Source organism: Mycoplasmopsis lipophila (genome assembly GCF_045276895.1).
GTDB classification, from domain to species: domain Bacteria; phylum Bacillota_I; class Bacilli_A; order Mycoplasmatales; family Metamycoplasmataceae; genus Mycoplasmopsis; species Mycoplasmopsis lipophila.
Genome location: NZ_CP174165.1, coordinates 106611 through 124536, shown reverse-complemented (window position 1 = coordinate 124536; position 17926 = coordinate 106611). Strand labels below are relative to the sequence as shown.

The 17926-nt window shown below is 23.6% G+C and carries 14 protein-coding genes and 1 other RNA gene; 3 read left to right on the top strand and 12 right to left on the bottom strand.

Annotation, left to right across the window (positions count from 1 at the left end):
- Window positions 1-9 precede the first annotated feature (9 nt).
- The 7 genes from ACJA27_RS00440 to ACJA27_RS00410 all read right to left on the bottom strand — a co-directional run bounded on the left by ACJA27_RS00440 (window position 10) and on the right by ACJA27_RS00410 (window position 6354).
- Window positions 10-1323 (bottom strand): hypothetical protein, encoded by a 1314-nt coding sequence (locus ACJA27_RS00440; protein WP_406618037.1) that lies wholly within the window; start codon window positions 1321-1323, stop codon window positions 10-12.
- Between the two features lie 2 nt (window positions 1324-1325).
- Window positions 1326-1649 (bottom strand): hypothetical protein, encoded by a 324-nt coding sequence (locus ACJA27_RS00435; protein WP_406618036.1) that lies wholly within the window; start codon window positions 1647-1649, stop codon window positions 1326-1328.
- Between the two features lie 32 nt (window positions 1650-1681).
- Window positions 1682-2082: a transfer-messenger RNA gene (ssrA, locus tag ACJA27_RS00430) on the bottom strand.
- 68 nt (window positions 2083-2150) lie between these two features.
- A complete protein-coding gene (locus tag ACJA27_RS00425) occupies window positions 2151-2540 on the bottom strand; it encodes a hypothetical protein (protein ID WP_406618035.1) in 390 nt (129 codons plus the stop codon).
- Window positions 2541-2881: 341 nt separating this feature from the next.
- Window positions 2882-3409, bottom strand: a complete 528-nt coding sequence (locus tag ACJA27_RS00420; RefSeq protein ID WP_406618034.1) for a cysteine hydrolase family protein — start codon at window positions 3407-3409, stop codon at window positions 2882-2884.
- A gap of 1 nt (window position 3410) precedes the next feature.
- The gene (locus ACJA27_RS00415; protein ID WP_406618033.1) at window positions 3411-3950 is read right to left on the bottom strand and encodes a hypothetical protein; all 540 of its coding nucleotides are present in this window, start codon (window positions 3948-3950) and stop codon (window positions 3411-3413) included.
- A 10-nt stretch (window positions 3951-3960) separates the two neighbouring features.
- Window positions 3961-6354 (bottom strand): variable surface lipoprotein, encoded by a 2394-nt coding sequence (locus tag ACJA27_RS00410; protein ID WP_406618032.1) that lies wholly within the window; start codon window positions 6352-6354, stop codon window positions 3961-3963.
- 128 nt (window positions 6355-6482) lie between these two features.
- Here ACJA27_RS00410 and ACJA27_RS00405 point away from each other — a divergent pair, with 128 nt between their 5' ends.
- Genes ACJA27_RS00405 through ACJA27_RS00395 form a run of 3 tightly spaced genes read left to right on the top strand, consistent with a single transcriptional unit; the run spans window position 6483 to window position 11384 of the window.
- Entirely contained in the window at window positions 6483-8861 is a 2379-nt protein-coding gene (locus tag ACJA27_RS00405; protein ID WP_406618031.1) for an SGNH/GDSL hydrolase family protein, read from the top strand.
- Window positions 8862-10493 (top strand): MHO_4530 family protein, encoded by a 1632-nt coding sequence (locus ACJA27_RS00400; protein WP_406618030.1) that lies wholly within the window; start codon window positions 8862-8864, stop codon window positions 10491-10493.
- A 33-nt stretch (window positions 10494-10526) separates the two neighbouring features.
- Complete coding sequence (locus ACJA27_RS00395) at window positions 10527-11384, top strand: DegV family protein (protein ID WP_406618029.1); 858 nt, start codon at window positions 10527-10529, stop codon at window positions 11382-11384.
- A gap of 35 nt (window positions 11385-11419) precedes the next feature.
- Here ACJA27_RS00395 and mgtA read toward each other — a convergent pair whose 3' ends face one another.
- From mgtA to arcC, 5 genes are all read right to left on the bottom strand, one after another.
- Entirely contained in the window at window positions 11420-14140 is a 2721-nt protein-coding gene (gene mgtA, locus ACJA27_RS00390) for a magnesium-translocating P-type ATPase (RefSeq protein WP_406618028.1), read from the bottom strand.
- Between the two features lie 229 nt (window positions 14141-14369).
- Complete coding sequence (locus tag ACJA27_RS00385; RefSeq protein WP_406618027.1) at window positions 14370-14924, bottom strand: inorganic diphosphatase; 555 nt, start codon at window positions 14922-14924, stop codon at window positions 14370-14372.
- Window positions 14925-15044: 120 nt separating this feature from the next.
- Window positions 15045-15188: a hypothetical protein gene (locus ACJA27_RS00380; protein WP_406618026.1), complete on the bottom strand. Its 144-nt coding sequence runs from the start codon at window positions 15186-15188 to the stop codon at window positions 15045-15047.
- Window positions 15189-15275: 87 nt separating this feature from the next.
- Window positions 15276-16940 (bottom strand): APC family permease, encoded by a 1665-nt coding sequence (locus tag ACJA27_RS00375; RefSeq protein WP_406618025.1) that lies wholly within the window; start codon window positions 16938-16940, stop codon window positions 15276-15278.
- Window positions 16941-16973: 33 nt separating this feature from the next.
- Window positions 16974-17906, bottom strand: a complete 933-nt coding sequence (gene arcC / locus ACJA27_RS00370; protein ID WP_406618024.1) for a carbamate kinase — start codon at window positions 17904-17906, stop codon at window positions 16974-16976.
- Window positions 17907-17926: the final 20 nt, after the last annotated feature.

The window sequence follows — 17926 nt, the reverse complement described above, 5'->3', positions numbered from 1 at the left end:
CCTAATTTTTTATTCTAAATGTTTTTCTAATTCTTTAAAATATTTAAAAATATTTGGTTTAGCTGTTTTTAAATGAAAAAAAATAGATTCAATAGTTAGAAAAGATTTATCTAAAAATTGATTGTATTCTTCTTCACTTTCAAAATGAACTTCTCTTCCCATACCATATTCATCAGGGTCTTTAGAAAAAAGTAAATCTATTAAAATTTCTCTTTGTTTTTTAGTAAATTTTAAATTTGTTTCTGGTCATATTTTCTTTTTAGTTATCATATATAACATTGTTTCTTGTTTTTTATAAAAGAAGTCTAACCACATATCAATATGATATTGTTTCATTTCTGGTTTTTCAGCTAAATCATATGTAATAATCATATCAGGATCAAAATTCTCTAAATCAGTTCCTCTACCAATTAAATCCACTAAACTAGCAATAGGATGAAAATTTTTCAAATTATTAACTTTTGAAAAAGTTGTTTTAATTGTTTTTAACAATTTTTCCATTTGACTAGCATAAGTTTTAATTGCTAATTCATTAATTTGTTTTTTAGTTATTTCTTTAGTAGTACTATTTATATTTAATTTTTTTAAGGTTTCTTTATTTAAAGACATCAATTTATTTTCAACAATTTTATTTATAACTAAATAAGTTTCAATAATTATTTTTTTACCATATTCATCAATAAATTTAAATTCATCATCAAATAAAGTTCTACTATGAATTTTTTTACCTTGAAGCATTTTAGCAAAACTACTTTGATCATTAGCAAAACAAACTTCTTCTGAACCAACCATTTTTTCAAATGGTTTTTGAGTTTCTTTATCAATATATTCAAATGAATAATAGACATCATCATCTAATGTAACTACCCGTTCTGGAGAAGTTGTTTCTTCTTTATAAATAAATCATGAATCAAAATCTTTAATATCAGAATTAAATTCTCCAATATTATAGTCATCTTCATTTAAAAATCTTAAATAAGCTAAAGGATTACTTTCCAATTCTAAATTAGGAATTGTATAAATAGCATATTTACATCAAAGAGTTTTTTCTTGATCATTAATTTTAAAATCTATATTTTGAACAAGAGGCAAACTAAGATTTAACTTATTTTTTATCATTGTTCCTTCAATAGCATCTTTAAAAAACCCATTACCTAATAAATGTCCAAAAATAAAATCTTTTTGATTATTGATGGTTAATTTTTTGAATTCTTCATACTCTTCTTTGCCACCTAAATGAGAAAATAATCAATCAAAATCTTTATCTTTTATTATTGTTTCTAATTCAAATCTTTGATAATTTTGTATTTTTTCATTAAGCATTTCTATCTCCTAGAATATCAATAAACTAATAATGATAAAAAAACTAGTGCTGTAATTAACCCTGAAATTAAAATAATTAAAATAATAGAAGATATAGCTCTTCTTTTGCGATAATTTTTTAAAACCTTTGGATCACTATAACATTCTCTCATTGCTTCATTAACTTTTAAATGTAAATTATCTTTATTTAGTTTGGATATATCATCCATATCCATAACTTCAGCTTTAAATTTAGAAAAATCCGCAGATTCTTTATTTTTTATTAAATTATCATTTTTAACATCAAAATGTTCTAAATTATTTGTTTGTTTTTCATCATTATTCATAATTTTAATTTTATCAAAAAAGTATAAAAAAATGGTGGAGATGTCGGGAATTGAACCCGAGTCCACACAACAACTTATTTACTAAACTTCTTACAGTTTAGAATATTTTTAGGCTTAACGAAAATTACAATACAAAATTTTCTAAAACTCTTATAATAACGACATTAAAAATTCATCATAAATAAAATGTTTCTTTATAATATATCCTCTAAACCCATCTAATAAATTGAGGAAAATTCATTAGATGACTTACTTAGCAATTAAGCAAAAGAAAGATTAGCACGAACTTGATTTTGGTTTACAAAAGCAAGGTGTGAATATTCTTCATATTCACTGGTTTTTTTGTTTGCACATAAAAAGCCTAGTAGCATTAAGGTTTGCAAAACCACTGATTTAATAAACAGCCATTGCATGTCGAAGCCATTACACCCCCATACATAAATATTATATATGTAAATAATATAAAAAAAATCAAGACAAAAAGTCTTGATTAAATATAGATTAATTATCAGTATAAAATAAAACTCTTGTTTTTTCAGTAGTGTTTACCATTAATTCTTTTTCTTTAAAAAATACTTTTTCTCATTTTTTAATATTGATTATATAAAGTATTCCTGGAAAAATCAATAATAAAAATAAGATTAAAAATATTTTGAAAACAAATTTACTTTTTAAAAAAGCAGCATTCATTAAATTTAAATGTCTAGTAAAATCTTTTTCTAAAGCTACTAATTCTAAATAATGATTAATATTATTATCTCTATTCATTGTTACTCTTGTGTCAGTAACTCCTATTGTTTGTCATCCAAAACAAGAATAAAAATCAATAGTGGTTTGTTGATCCAATGAGTAATATAGATTTGTATTTATTACTTTGGTTTCTAAAACCATTTTTTCTCCTTTATAAATTTATAAATTGCTATGTTTTAATCTAACTTAAAAATCGCCCATCTCATAGAAATAGGCGATGTTAAAAATAACAATAAATTATTTATAAATAATTGTGTGTGTGTGTGTGTGATTATTTTAAGATTAAAAAACATAACTTATATATTATAAATAAAATTATTTTGCTAAGTCTTTAAATATAATGTGTTTTATTGAGAAATTTTTATATTAAAATTAATTGCATTTTTGTTTTTTAATTAATATCTAATTAAATCAATTAAATTTTCCTTATTTACCTATAAAATAAGGAATTAAATAAAACATACTGTTTTAAACAATATGTTTTATTTAATAATAATTCCTGCTTGTTGCATTATATTTAGTGCCATCTTATGGTATGTAGAAGCTTTATGATTTTTAGCATCAAAAGTAGAAACTAAATTCTTATATACAATTACTTTTTTATTTTGTTTCTTTTCATTAAAATATGTTTTTAATGAAAGAGCTAATTGTAAAATACATATATCAGTGCAACAACCAATAATTTCATATTCATCATAATTTTCATAATTTAAATTTTTCAAATTATGAAAGGCATTAGTTGAATTCTTAGGCATAATAGATTTTACAAAAGGCATTAACTCATCTATTATTTGTGCTTCATCAGTTCCTTTTAAACAATGTAAAGGATAAACTTGCATTTCTATATCATCTTTACGATGAGAATCACAAATAAATAAATTGTCAATATTTTTATTTTTATTTAAAAAACTTACTTGTTTAGGAACAATTTTTGCAATGTTTTTAGATGCTAAACTTCCTTCTTTAACAAAACCATTTAGCATATCTACAACAAAAATTATTTTTTTCATATTAGATAATATTTCTGAAATCTTGAAGAATTCAAGCTTCATATTCAAGTTTAACTTTTTGTAAAACTTTCTTTGAAGCACTTCATAATTTGGAAGTCATCATATGTTTTTTTTCTAATTCTTCAATGTTTTTTCAAGTAGTTTCCATTGGTTTAAAAATTCTTTCTAAATTTAAGCCTAGTGTTAAAACTTTTTTAGTGATATTTTGTCATTCTTCATTATTTTTTGATTTTTGATTTTTGATTTCACTTAATTCTTTTTCTTTTGCTTTTTTGTCTTCACCAGTTGCAACATTATATTCATTTTGTAATTTTTCTTCTTTAGCTTCTAAATCTTTTTTGATTTGTTCAATTGCTGCTTTATCTTTAACATAAGCATCAAGTTTTTCTCTTAATGGTTGATAGTAATTATTACATTCATTAAATAATAATTTAGCAGAAATAGAAGGAACTTGCAATGTAGCAACTACAGCTATACTAGCAACAGCAATTATTCCAGAAGGAATAGCGGTTCCTAAAATAATTTTTTGTTTTTTAGTCATTTTTCTCCTATTAACCTTCACTTACTTTATTGAAAAATTCTCTATGTGCTTGACCTAGTCCTATTAATTCACTACCTATTGATTTAGCAGCATCTAATATAGGGTATCTAGATTTATCAAATTCTCTTAAAATTGCTTTCATTTCTTTTGAACCTGATGGATAAATTTTATACAATCTTTCATATTGACCTTTTCATAAATTATCAAACATAAGACCATAAGGCGCTAATTCTAATTTTAATTTATCAAAATTTCCCAATGACAAGTGAGGTAATTCTTGATTTTTAATCTTTTCAACTAATTTTGGAACTTCTTCTTCATAGTATTTAACAGATACATCTACTATTTCTTTAATTTTTGTAACTCCATCTTTTTTAAGACTATCATTATCGTTAAAGGTTTCAAAAATAGCTTTAAATGCTTCAGTCATAGCAGCTTGACTTTTTTGGAAGAAAGCTACTGCTTTATTTTTAATACTTTGAATTAATTCTGGAGTTGCAACATCTTCTAAAAAATTTGTTCCTGAAGATTGCGAAGAAGTTTTTAAAGCAGCTTCCATAACTTGAATAGTAATTTCATTAATTAAAATAGAAGCATCATGAATTGCATCAGAAATTAATTCAAAATATTTAGGATGAAAATGAATGTTAGCTAAAGGTTCTTTAAATGCTCTAAATAATGCTGTATAGACATTCTTTTGAGCTTGAATCAATGTAGAAATATTATTTTCTATAATTTCTGCTTTAGCAGGATATTGTGCTTTTAAAGAGTTTTTAAAAACTACAAATTGCTCATCTACTTCTTTATTTACTCTTGCTTTAGCATTATCTAAAGTTTCATATAATTTTTCTTCATTTTCTTTTTCTTTAACAGCTGGTAAAATCACCTTTAATTTTTCTAATAAATAATTTTTATATTCTTTTAATTTTTGAATAGGAGTAAAAACATCTCTTTTGTTTTTAGTATATTCAAGATATTTAGCATAAAAATCAGGAGCTAATGTTTTAACAGGTTCATGATTTGATTTTTTAATGATGTAAGTTATTTTATTTTCTGAATTAGAAATAATTTCATTAATTTCATTTAATTCATTAACATAAGTTACATTTTTATAGATTTCATTTAATTTATTTAATTTCGAAATTAAGAAAACAAAGTTTTTTTCTTCTTTATAAGAAGCTTTAATTTTATCTATTTGTTCAGAAATATTTTTGTCGTTATAGCCTATTTTATGGGCTAATTCAACAATTTTTTCACTTTCAATTTTTGATAAATAAGTTTTAATTAAAGTTTTTTGTTGTTCTACTAAAACATAAGAAGCAGCAAAATTTTTAAGTTCTAATGTAAATTCTTTATATAAAGTTTCTACTTGATTTTCATCAGTATTTTCTGAAAATTTCTTAAACAATTCTTTTAATTTGTCTGATTGAATTGATTCTTTTTTATCAATAAATTCATTATATTTTTTAACAATTTCTTTAGCTTTATCTATTTTAGTAGTTAAAATAGATGAAGACATTGCTTCTAAAAATGAATGATATAAATTAATAACATTTGTAAATTCTTTTACAAAACTTTCTCCATTAATAGAAAGATCATTTTCATTATTTGTTACTAAATTATTGCTTTTAATAAATAATAAATATTCTTTAAATTTAGCAGTTAATTCATCAAAAGAAGCCTTTAATGAAGATGAATGTTCTTCTACTAATTCTTTTTTGATTTGTTCAATTTCAAATTTCTTAGAAAGATCCTCTAAAATTTTATTTTCATTTTTAACAAAATTTTCATAAACAAGTTTTAAATTATTATTGATAGAATTTTTGTATTTTGTTATCAAAGAGATTAATACTTTATGATTTTCAAAAACCTTATTCCCTTTTTCTATTTCGGATACAATAGGAAGAATTTGTTTTGTGTATAAATCATTAAAAAGATTATTAATTTCTTTTTCTTTTGCTTCATTAAAAATCTTTTGGTCTTTAGCAAAATCTCAATATGCTTTATTAAAAAACATTTCCTTTAAAGTTTTAACTTCTTCAATAGATTTCTTTTTAAGATTTTCATCATATTCTTTAAGAATTTTTTTATACTCTTCTTCTTGTTTTTTAATTTCTTTTTCTAATTCTTCTTTTGCTTTTTTAGATTTTTCTATTTCTTGTTTTTTATTTTTAATTTCATCAATTAATTTCTTTAAATTTTGTCTTTGTTTTTGATCAAAAGATTGATCTGAAATAACAGAATCATTTTTTTCTGTATCTCCCAAAACATTATCAATTCTACTTAAATTATCTTGCTTTCATTTTTTAACTTCTGTATTACCACAGCTTGCTGATAAAAATGCTACAGTTCCTGCTATAGGAACACTAACTAAAGATAAAAATAAAATTTTATTTTTCTTCATTTTTCTCCTAAACTATTGGTTATTTTTTATCAATTTTTTATTTATTTATAATTTATTATTATATATATTATTTTATTTATTAGTAATATTTGAACTATTTAACAAATTTTACCTAGGAAAGGTTAGATATGAATAAAAAACAAAAAGCTCTTATCATTACTGGTTCGATTTTAGGAACTGCTATTTTATCTTCTGCTATCACTTATACAACAATTTATTTTATGCATAAAAGTAAAAAATATCAATCAGATGAAATAAAAAAAACTACAAAACCTAATGTTATTGAAGCAAAAAATATGATTAAATATAATGAAAAAATTAATTACGTAGCCTTAGGTGATTCTATTTCCGCTGGATATACCAACTTTTTGCCTAGTGATCATCCTGGGGATATGGATGAAAATGGTAATATAACTGGTGCTAGTTTTCCTTCATATTTAGCTCAATTAATAAAAAATGAAAATCCTGAAAGATTGGCTTCATATAAAAATTTTGCCATTTCAGGGGCTACTAGTCATGAATTTATTTCTGCTTTTAATTGAAATTATTTACCAAAACACAATATAACTCCTACTGATGGAGGTCCTAAAAAAGATTTTGCTGCAATGAAAGAACAAATTATTGAAGCAGTTAAAAAAGCAAATTTAATTTCTATTAGTTTTGGTGCTAATGATTTCTTTGAAATCTTAGAAACTTTATTAAAACAAGATAGATATAAAACCCTATTAGATGATTTTAAAAACGATAAAGCAAAAGCAATTTTTAATATTTGATACTTAATGGGTGAGATTACTGATGAAATAAAGAATAGAATTGATACTTTACTTACCGAAATTAAAAAAATTAATAATAAAGCAAACATAATGATGGTTTCTTATCCTATGCCTTTTAATCGTCTAACTAAGGTTATTGATTCAATTATTTTGGGTCTTTCTGGAATTAGTAACTCAGCTATTAACATTTTAAATCAACAAATAATTAAAGCTGCTGCTTTACAAAACGGTGTCCAATTTTTAAATGTTTATGACCAAGAATATTGAAATCTTAATCAAAGCAAATTAAGTAAATCAGTTATTGATATTCACCCAACTCTATATGGATGAAAAAAAATGGCAATGGATGCTTATTTAAAATTAACCACAGGTTACACATCTAAAGAGCAATTTGATTATGAACAATATGACCTAGAAGGTATATTCCATAAACTACCTTGATCACAAGATTTTGTTAAAGAAGATGAAGCACAAAAAGTTATAGATACAACTAAATCATATTCAGAAATCGTCTATCAAACCTTCAAAAAGAAAAATTATGAAGAATTTCTATATAGTTTAAAAGAAGAAGATGATCCAATATTTAATGGTGATGAAGTTGAATTAGAATGAAAAAATGGCCAAATAATTAGACATAAAACTGGTAAAAAAATAAGAGATATATATACATATAAACAAACTGGTAAAAGATTAAAATCTCATACTTACAAATGAACAATAGATAAAGTTTTAGAAAATCTTGATTCATGAGAAATTTTTAAACAATTGGCAGATAATGAAAACTCATTTAAAAAATTAATGAGTGGTAAGACAAACGGTAAAGATAATAAAGAATTATTTAGAGAATTATTTGATGTTCCAGGAAAAAGTTTTATTGAAAATCTTTTAAATAATTTCCAAGAATATTTTGATCATGTTGGTTTAGATGGAGAACCTATTTGAAAAGAAATTGACAAAAATAGTTTCTTTAAACATTTTTTAGTTACTATTTTAGATGGAGAAAATAATTATAAAAATCTTATTGCTCCATTTTTAAAAAGTGATTTATATAAACAAAACAAAAATGAATGAATAAAAATTGTCAGTGCTTTATTTAATAAATTTAATGACCAAGGTTCTAAATTCATTAGAAATATTATTGATTTATACTTTGATTTTATTTATAACGAAAATGATCCTTTTTCAATGAAAAAGGATAATGCTAAAAAATACTTTTTAAAAGTATTTAATAATAAAAATATCAATGTTTTCTTAATGAATATTATTGAATATTTAATTAAAAATGATAATAATGATGCTTTATTAGAAAAAAATAGTTTTCATGATGTAATTGCAACTATGATACAAGATTCAACTATTAATTCTACATTTAAGGCTAATATAGAAAAATTATTAATGAGTTTTATAAATGATAAAGAATATGTAAATCTTCTTGCCGAAAAATTATTATTATACAAACTAGATGGTATTAAAAATAAGAAACATTACATAAATGACCCTGATAACATTTTAGGTTTAACCGACAATGATAAAGATAAAGCTATTAGAAGAGTTAATAAATATTTTGATTTCGTTAAACAAAATAAAGATGGTGCTCAAACTAAATTAGTAGATCATTTCATTAAAACCATAGTCACAAATAAAAGACTTATATTTATAGAAAAATTCTTTCATCAATTAGATTTAAAAACACTTTTATCTCCAGAACAATATGAAGAAATAAAAAAGATATAAATGAATAACTTTAATTATGTTTTAGCTTTATTTATTGTTTTAGGAATAATATTTTTCCTAATATCTTTAATATTTATATTTTTATATACAAAAGTTAAAACTAAAAATTACACTGATAATTCTGGTCTAATAGTTGTTAATATTGATTGAAAAAATAAAAAGATCATTAGAGAAACAAATAATTTTTTGAGCAAAAATTTGCCTTGAGATATAGGAAAAAATAAACTTAAAAAAAATATTTTTACTAATGTTGAGAATTTTCTTAATGTAATAAATGAAAAACATAAAGAAAATATTGTTAAATATTTTAATAATCCTACTAAAAATAGGTACAATATTAACTTTAATTTTGTTGAATCATTAGAAATTCTAAAAAATTTAAAAAAAATTAATAGTGATTTTAATTTGAAAAATTTTTCTTTATTGTTAAAAATATATAAAATCTCTGATAATAATTTTTGATGTACTATTCATTATCATAACAATATTTTAAATAACAAAAATTATGAATTAAATAAATTAGAAGATATAAAAGATCTTAAAAATCTTAATTCTAGATTTTTCTCTTCACTTGTTGTTAATATAAATGAAAATATTTTAGATATTGAAAATAATTATGAATTAAATCAAATTTATTTTAATATTTTGTCTTTTCTAAAAATTTCTAGTAGAAAAGTTATTCTTACTAAATATGAAAATATACTATTAATTATTTTTAATAGAAATACTTTATTATCTTTAAAAGAAACCAGTAGAAAATTAATCAAAAAATTAAATCATTTAAATAGCAAATTTATTTTTAATGAATATATTGAAAGTGTTTCTATTATTGAAGAAAATAAATTTTTTAATAATAATGATGTAAATAATTTTATATCCAAAATATGTTTTTTAAATGCTAATTTAAGCAATTCTTTAACTAATAAAAATTATTTTTATTGGGGTATTAATGATTATGAATTCAAAAAAGAATTTGATGAATTTAACATTAAAATAGATGAATTTGAAAAAAGAAATAAAAATGAAGATTTTATTTCAGAAATAATTCCTATAAATATTATTAATAAAAGTAATAAACATATTTCAAACTTAAAACTATTAAAAATTCATCTTAATAGTTTTAATAAAAATGACTTTAATTTTTTTAAAAATGTTCCTTATTTAAAAAATAGATATGAATATTCTTGGGTAAAATATTTATTACAAAACATAAATAAAAATGATGTTACATTAATTAAATCTTCAAATTTAGATTTTTCAAAATTTAAATTTGATAATACTTCAAATCTTACTTTTTTAATTGCTAATGTAGAAAAAGATTTTAATATCAAAAAAATTTACAAAACAATTAATGAACTAAGCAAAAATGAAATTGGTATAGGTTTATATTTAAATGAAATTTCTAATAGAATGATTAGCTTTATTAAAACTACTAAACTATTCAATTTAATAATGATTGGTAATAATTTATCTAAAAACTTAACTTCAAATTCAGAAACATATTTAAGATTATTAAATTTAAGGAATGGTATAAGTAAAAATATAGAAATTATTTATGAAAATTTGCCTAATAACATTGATCCATACATTATTGAAAAATTAGACATAAAATACACTGTTAACAATAAATAAACTATAATAAATTACATATATGAAGGAGAAATTATGAAAAAACTTGGTATTATTTTAGATTCATTTTCTTGTATAGATAAAAAAACTGCTGATGAATATGAAATTGGTTTTTTGTCTTTGCAAAGTATTATAGATAACAAAACATATTTAGATGGTGTTGATATTTCATATGAAGAATTAATTAATCAAATTGAAGGTGCTAAAGAAATTAGAACTTCATTACCCATTTTAAGTCATATTGAAGAAACTATAGAATCAATGTCAAAAAAATATGAACATGTTATTTATTTAGGAATAAATGAAAATCTTTCTTCTTCAACAACAACTGCAAGTACTATTGCAAAAAACTATCCTAATGTTCACATTGTTCAAAATAATTTTTGTGGAAAAATGTTTTTAGACATTGCTCTATATATCCAAAATTTTTATGAAGTAAATAATGATATTAACTTAACATTAAAAGAATTAGATAAATATATTAAACAAACCACTATTTTTATTACTCCTTTTTCTTCTGAATACCTTGTACATGGTGGAAGAATGAAAGGATTGAAAAAATTCCTTATATCGGGTTTACAAAAACTTAGAATTTTTCCTATTGTAAAATATGAAGGCAAAGTTTCTTTTGCTGGACTTGCAACAAGTAAACAACATTCTATCAATAAAATTATTCAAAAGATTCTTCTTTTTATAGGGGGAAAAGAAAATATTGATAAATATGATTTTAGATTAATCCATGGAACAGATGAAACAAATAATAATATAGCAAGAGAAATAGCACAAAAAAATAACATCAATTTTACTTCTGAAGATTTTTCTAGTGGAATTATTGCTATTCATACAGGTCCTAAAGCTTTGGCTATTGGAGTTTCATTAAAAATTAATAAATAATAAAAATATTAGGCTCATTATTCGCCTAATATTTTTTAAAGCAATTCTTTATATCTCTTGATATAAAGATATTTTATTAATGATATAAATCCAATATAAATAAATAATAATAATGCTAATCAAGCATAAAAGATTGCTGGTAAAGGAGAAAGATGTAAAGCATTATTTAAAACCGGTATATAAGGTAAAGTATTTATAATTGCAATCCCTAATAAGGAAAACAAAGTAACTGGTCAAGAAGCTCTAGATTGAATAAAAGGAATTTTTTGAGTCCTAATAAAATGAATTACTAAACTTTGAGTTCACATTGAAATTACTAATCATCCTGCTCAAAAAGTTTGTTTAAATAATTGAGAATCAACATCAGTAATTATAGTTGGAATAATTGCGTATCTTAAAATAATAAAAGCTAAAATATCCACTATTGAAGAAACTGGAGCAAATCAAAACATAAAATTACGTACTGATTTTGGTTGCCATTTTCTTGGTTTTAGAATTTGTTCTTCATCAACTTTATCTCATGGTATGGCTCCACAAGTAAAATCATATATTAAATTCATTATCAATAATTGAACTGCTAACATTGGAATAAAAGGCAATAAAATAGTTGCTACTACCATGCTAAAAATATTACCTAAATTACTACTTGCTGTCATTTTGACATATTTATTCATATTTGAATATGTTTTTCTACCTTCAATGATTCCAGTAGCAAGAACACTCAAATCTTTTTCCAGCAAAATAATATTAGCTGATTCTTTTGCTATATCAACAGCTGTATCAACAGAAATTGATACATCTGCTACTTTCATAGCAGGAGCATCATTAATTCCATCCCCCATATAACCAACAACATTACCTTGTTTTCTTAAAGATAAAATTATTCTTGATTTTTGATCAGGACTTAATTTAGCAAAAATATTTGTATGTTTAACTGCTTCATCTAATTGTTCATCATTCATTTCCAAAATGTCTTTACCTAATAAAATATTATCTGAAACAATTCCTACTTTTTTACAAATTGCTTTAGTTACTCTGGCATTATCTCCGGTTAAAATTTTTACTTCTACTCCAAGATTGTGTAAATTTTCAATAGCTTTTTTAGTAGATTCTTTTGGAGGATCAAGAAACGCTAAATAACCAATTAATACCATTCCATGTTCATCTTTAACTCCAAATTTACCTTCACCTGAAGGATTAGATTTTCTAGCCACAGCTATTACTCTCATTCCTTCATCATTTAAGTTATCAACTTTTTCTAAAACTTCTTTTATATAATTTTCATTAATTGGTTGAACATCGCCTTCTTTTAATTCAATACGATCACAAATGGATAAAACTTCTTCTACTGCTCCTTTTGTTATCATTTGTAATTTTTTTGATTTTCCCCTTACTAATACAGACATTCTTTTTCTTTCAAAATCAAAAGGTATTTCATCTATTTTTTCATAATTTAAATCTAAATTTCTTAAATCTTTTTCTAAATCTGAAAGTTCTTCTGTTTTTTCAATAATAGATTTATCAAGTAAATTTTTTAATCCTGTTTGATATCAACTATTTAAAAAGGCATATTTTAAAACTCTTGAATCTTCTTTGCCCTGAATATTTAAATGTTTTTCTAAAACAACTTTATCTAAAGTTAAGGTTCCTGTTTTATCAGTGCAAAAAATATTCATTGCTCCAAAGTTTTGTATTGAATTAATATTTTTAACAATTGTTTGTTTCTTTGACATAGAAACAGCACCTTTTGCTAAAGTAGAAGTAATAATCATTGGCAACATTTCAGGGGTAAGTCCAATTGCAATACTAATTGCAAAGAAAATAGCATCTAATCAATAATTTATATCTTTAACATTTGCATGATTTTTTAAAATAAAAGGTTTTAAAATAGAAATTAATAAAACTAAAGGTACCATAACACACATTAATTTAATTAATAGTCATGAAATTGAACTAATACCTTTTTCAAAATCAGTTTTAATAGGTTTTTCATTTATTTTGTTAGCTATTTGACCTATGTAAGTACTATTACCAGTTACTATAACCATTGCTTGAGCTGATCCTGAAATAATATTGCTACCCATAAATGCTAAATTATTTCTATCCGTAATATTATCGAAATTACTTCTAGTATCAAGATAAGCATATTTTTCTATAGCATCAGATTCACCGGTTAAAGAAGATTGAGAAACAAACAAATCTTTTGCACTTAAAATTTTTACATCAGCAGGAATTATATCTCCTGCCGCTAATTCAACTATATCTCCAACTACAACTTCATTTAAAGGAATCTCATAGGCAATACCATTTCTTTTAATTCTAGTTGTTGTTTCAATCATTTTAACTAACTTTTCAGCACTAGAATTACTTTTTGATTCCTGAACAAAATGTACTATTCCAGAAATAATGACCATAGACATAATAATAATTAATGTAATTGGATCAGGAGATTTATCTTTAGGTTTTGCTATTATGGGATATAAAACATCTAAAGCAAAAGAAACTAAAGAAAGAATAATTAGAATAAGAGAAAAAGGATTAAAAAATGAACTAATTATTCTTTTTCAAACACCATTTTTACTTTTTTTGTCTAATTTATTAGACCCATATTTTTCTTTATTTTCTTCAATAATCTCATCTGTTAAAATACCATTAAGATTAGAATTATATAAAGAAAATAATTCTTCATTAGTAGCATTAGAAGCATTAATTAATCTATTTTTTATTTCATTTGTATTAATGATTGTTTTTTTCATAATTCTCTCCTTAATACAAATGGATTGGCAAATTATTTCTTTTTCAAAACTATGAATTGCATAATTTTTGAAAAATATTTAAGCTTTAACAAGCTATAATCACTACAATCCATATGTCTCCTAATATTAAATAAATATTTATATTTATTTTATATTAATTAAACTAAATTAGCCAATAAAATAACAAAAAAATGACCATCTTATATTTAATTAAATGGTCATTTTTTTGTTAACATTCATATTTATCTGGATGTTCTTTTTTCATTTTTTCTAAAAATTTTTCTTTTGGTAATTTACCATATTTATTCATTAATTCAATACATTCTTCTAATTCTTTATTAGATCATTCTAAACCTTCAAAACCTTCTACTTTTGTAATTCCAGGTTTTTTTCAATCTTTATAATGTGAAAAGAAATGTTCTACTGAATTAATTCATTCTTTTGGTAAATCTTCTAATTTTTCAATTTTATCTAAACGGTAATCATCAGCATGAACTGCTATTAATTTAGTGTCAGTTTCACCAGAATCAATCATTTTCATAGCACCAATAATTTTTGCTTTTAAAATAACTCCAGGTTGAAATTGTTCTTCAGTATAGAGAAGCACATCTAACTCATCACCATCTCAATCTAAAGCATTAGGTACGAAACCATACACACAAGGGTAAACAAAATCTCCTCTTAATATTCTGTCTACTTCAATATTTCCAGTAGCTCTATTATATTCATATTTAATTCTAGAATTCTTTTGAATTTCTACTTTCATTTCTACAATATTTTTCATATCCTTAAAATAATATCATTATATTTTTAAAATTTTATAAAACCTAAATGAGCAAAAACTAATATTTTTGATAAAAAATAAAAAAATTCCCAAAATTAAAATTAATTAAATTTTTTTAACTTATTTGCAAAAAATAGACATATTATAATCATTTTCTTCTGTTTTGTAATAACGTAAATCATCTTCATCACAATTTTTATGTTGATCTTTATCATTTAAAATTTTTGATAAGTCTTTTTCATTATATGCTAAATATTTAGCCATAATATCTCCTTCGAATTGAAGCTATATTAATTTTAATTAATAAATTAAAAATATGGGTATTGCTACCCATATTCATTTTTTATTAGTTTATTGTGCTAATTGTTCTTTTTTGTATTGATCATAAGCAGCAACTGAACCATATTTCTTTTTAGCATAAAGATCTTCAAATACAGTTGGTAAGAATGATAATCCAGCAAAGATTAATAATGTAATAATAAGCATTACTCTTGGAACTACAAGCTCTTTAACTAACACAGATTTATCAGCGCCTGCTAATAAGAATAAATCGATAACAGGAACTAAGATAGTAATAGCCATTGATACAAATACTGTGATAACAGAAATTCAAGCCATTGGTAAGAAGTAAGATTTTTTATCTTTAACTTCAACAAAGTTTTTCTTTCTATTAATAATTCCACCTAAAATAGCAGCTGCTATAAATCCAAAGGTGAATACAGCAGTTCAGTTAGCCATTAAGTCAGCAAAATTATATAGTTTAGCCATTCCTATTGAACCATAGTTAACTAAATAACTTTCTTTACCAACATAACCTAAAGCACCAATTAAAGTAAAGATAATAACAACTGGAACAGTAATTGCTAATGAGTAAATAACACCAACAATTGGGAAGTTAGCATTTAATTTACCTTTTACTTTTCTTCAGAAAGGTAATTCACCTTCTGCTAATAAATCTTCTACATAACGAGGAGCTCACATTGAAAAACCATTAATAATTCCTAATACCCCAATAGCAATCATTAAGTTCATAATACCTAATGTAATATTAGCAGCTTTTTTATCTTTAAATAATTTTTCTAAGTTTTCAGCCATACCGAAAACATCACCACCATTAATTGATAATGAAATAGCAATTAATAAGTAAATAATAGTAGTAATTCCTAAACCTATAAATAAAGCAATAGGAGTTTTTTTAGGTTCTTTCATTTCTGATTGAATACCAGAAGCAACATAGAAACCGTCATAAGCAAAGAAGATAGCAGCAACTGCAAGGAACATACCTAAACCTGCTCCTAAACCATAAATTTCTGCAATTCCTTTACCTTGTTTAATTGAATCAGCAAAAGAAGTTTTATCAGTAGTAATTTTTCCTCATGATAAATCTTTTGCGTTACTGTTTCCTGAAAAAGCAATTGCTAATCCTAAAACAATAACTAAAACAATAGGGATAAATTTAATTCCTAAAATTACTTTATTATGTCAATCCCCAACTTTTGATCATAAAGTAGGAATTGTTAAAAAGTAAATTGACATAGCTAAACAAATAACTGATCAAATAATTCAGTCAATATTAGTACCATTTACAACAGCACCAAAGGTATTTTTACCACTTGGAACTAATGAAGCTAATGCATCTTGAAGAGACATAAGCACATATAATGGCATAAATAAATAAGTTAATGGTAAATATACATAAACCATAAAGTTTTTAGAAGCCTTAGCTATGAAACGACTATTAAAAACTTTGTTTCATCCAATTAATGATAAGTTATCATTACGAACAGATGAGATTTCAATCAATGCTAAAGCCATTGCAATAACGGCAACTGAAGCAATGATTCAACATAGAATAGCTAAAAGCATACTACCTTGTGAATTTTCTTGAACAGCAGCAGCTTTAAAGAAAATTCCAGCACCAATAGATCCACCAATAACAATTAATAAGGCAGAAATAAAGGAAATTTTCTTTTTACTATCCATGTTAGATTGAACTTGTTTTTGTTCTTCTTCCATGTTTTTTCTCCTTGATTTTTAAATAGTTAATTACTATTTAGCAACAACTCTTGTTCCACTTTTTCCTGCAACCGCTTCTGCAAGTTTGTCTAAACTAGCAATAATAGCAATGTTTTTAGGATTTTCTTTTACAAAGTTGATAGCAGCTTGAACCTTAGGAAGCATACTTCCAGGAGCAAATTGTTTTTCTTCAATGTATTGTTCTAATTCTTTGATTGAAACTGTTTCTAGTTTCTTTTGATTTGGTTTATTGTAGTTAACATAAGCATATTCAACTGCGGTTAATACAATAAAGATATTAGCGTTAACTTTTGAAGCTAATTTTGATAAAGCAAAGTCTTTATCAATAACTCCATCAACACCTTGAATTTGATTATTTTCTACAATGGTAGGAATTCCACCACCACCACCTACAATCACAATGGTACCATTATCAAAATTCCTTTTAATAGAATTAATTCCTACAAAGTCTAATGGTAATGGAGAAGGAACAACTTTTCTAAATCCTCTTCCAGCATCTTCAATAATAGTTGAATTTGGATTATTTAATTCTGCTTCTTCTTTTGTGGTATAGAAAGGTCCAACAGGTTTAGTTGGGTTTTTAAAAGCTTTATCATTTTTATCAACTATAGTTTGAGTTAATAAATAGATAACATCTTTATCAATTTTATTATTTGTAAATTCATTAGTTAAAGCTGTTAACATATGATATCCAATATAACCTTGTGACATCCCACCAGCTTCAGCAAAAGGAACCATTGGAGTTTTAGCATTAATTTTTTTAGCGTCAGCAAATGCATTGTAAATCATTCCAACTTGTGGTCCATTACCATGACCTACTAAAACTTCATGTCCTTCTTTAACTAATTGAGCAATTTTTTGAGCAGGTAATTTTACTAATTCTTTTTGTTCTTGTGGGTTATTACCTAAAGCATTCCCACCTAATGCAACAACAATTTTAGCCATATTTCTCTTTTCTTAGATTA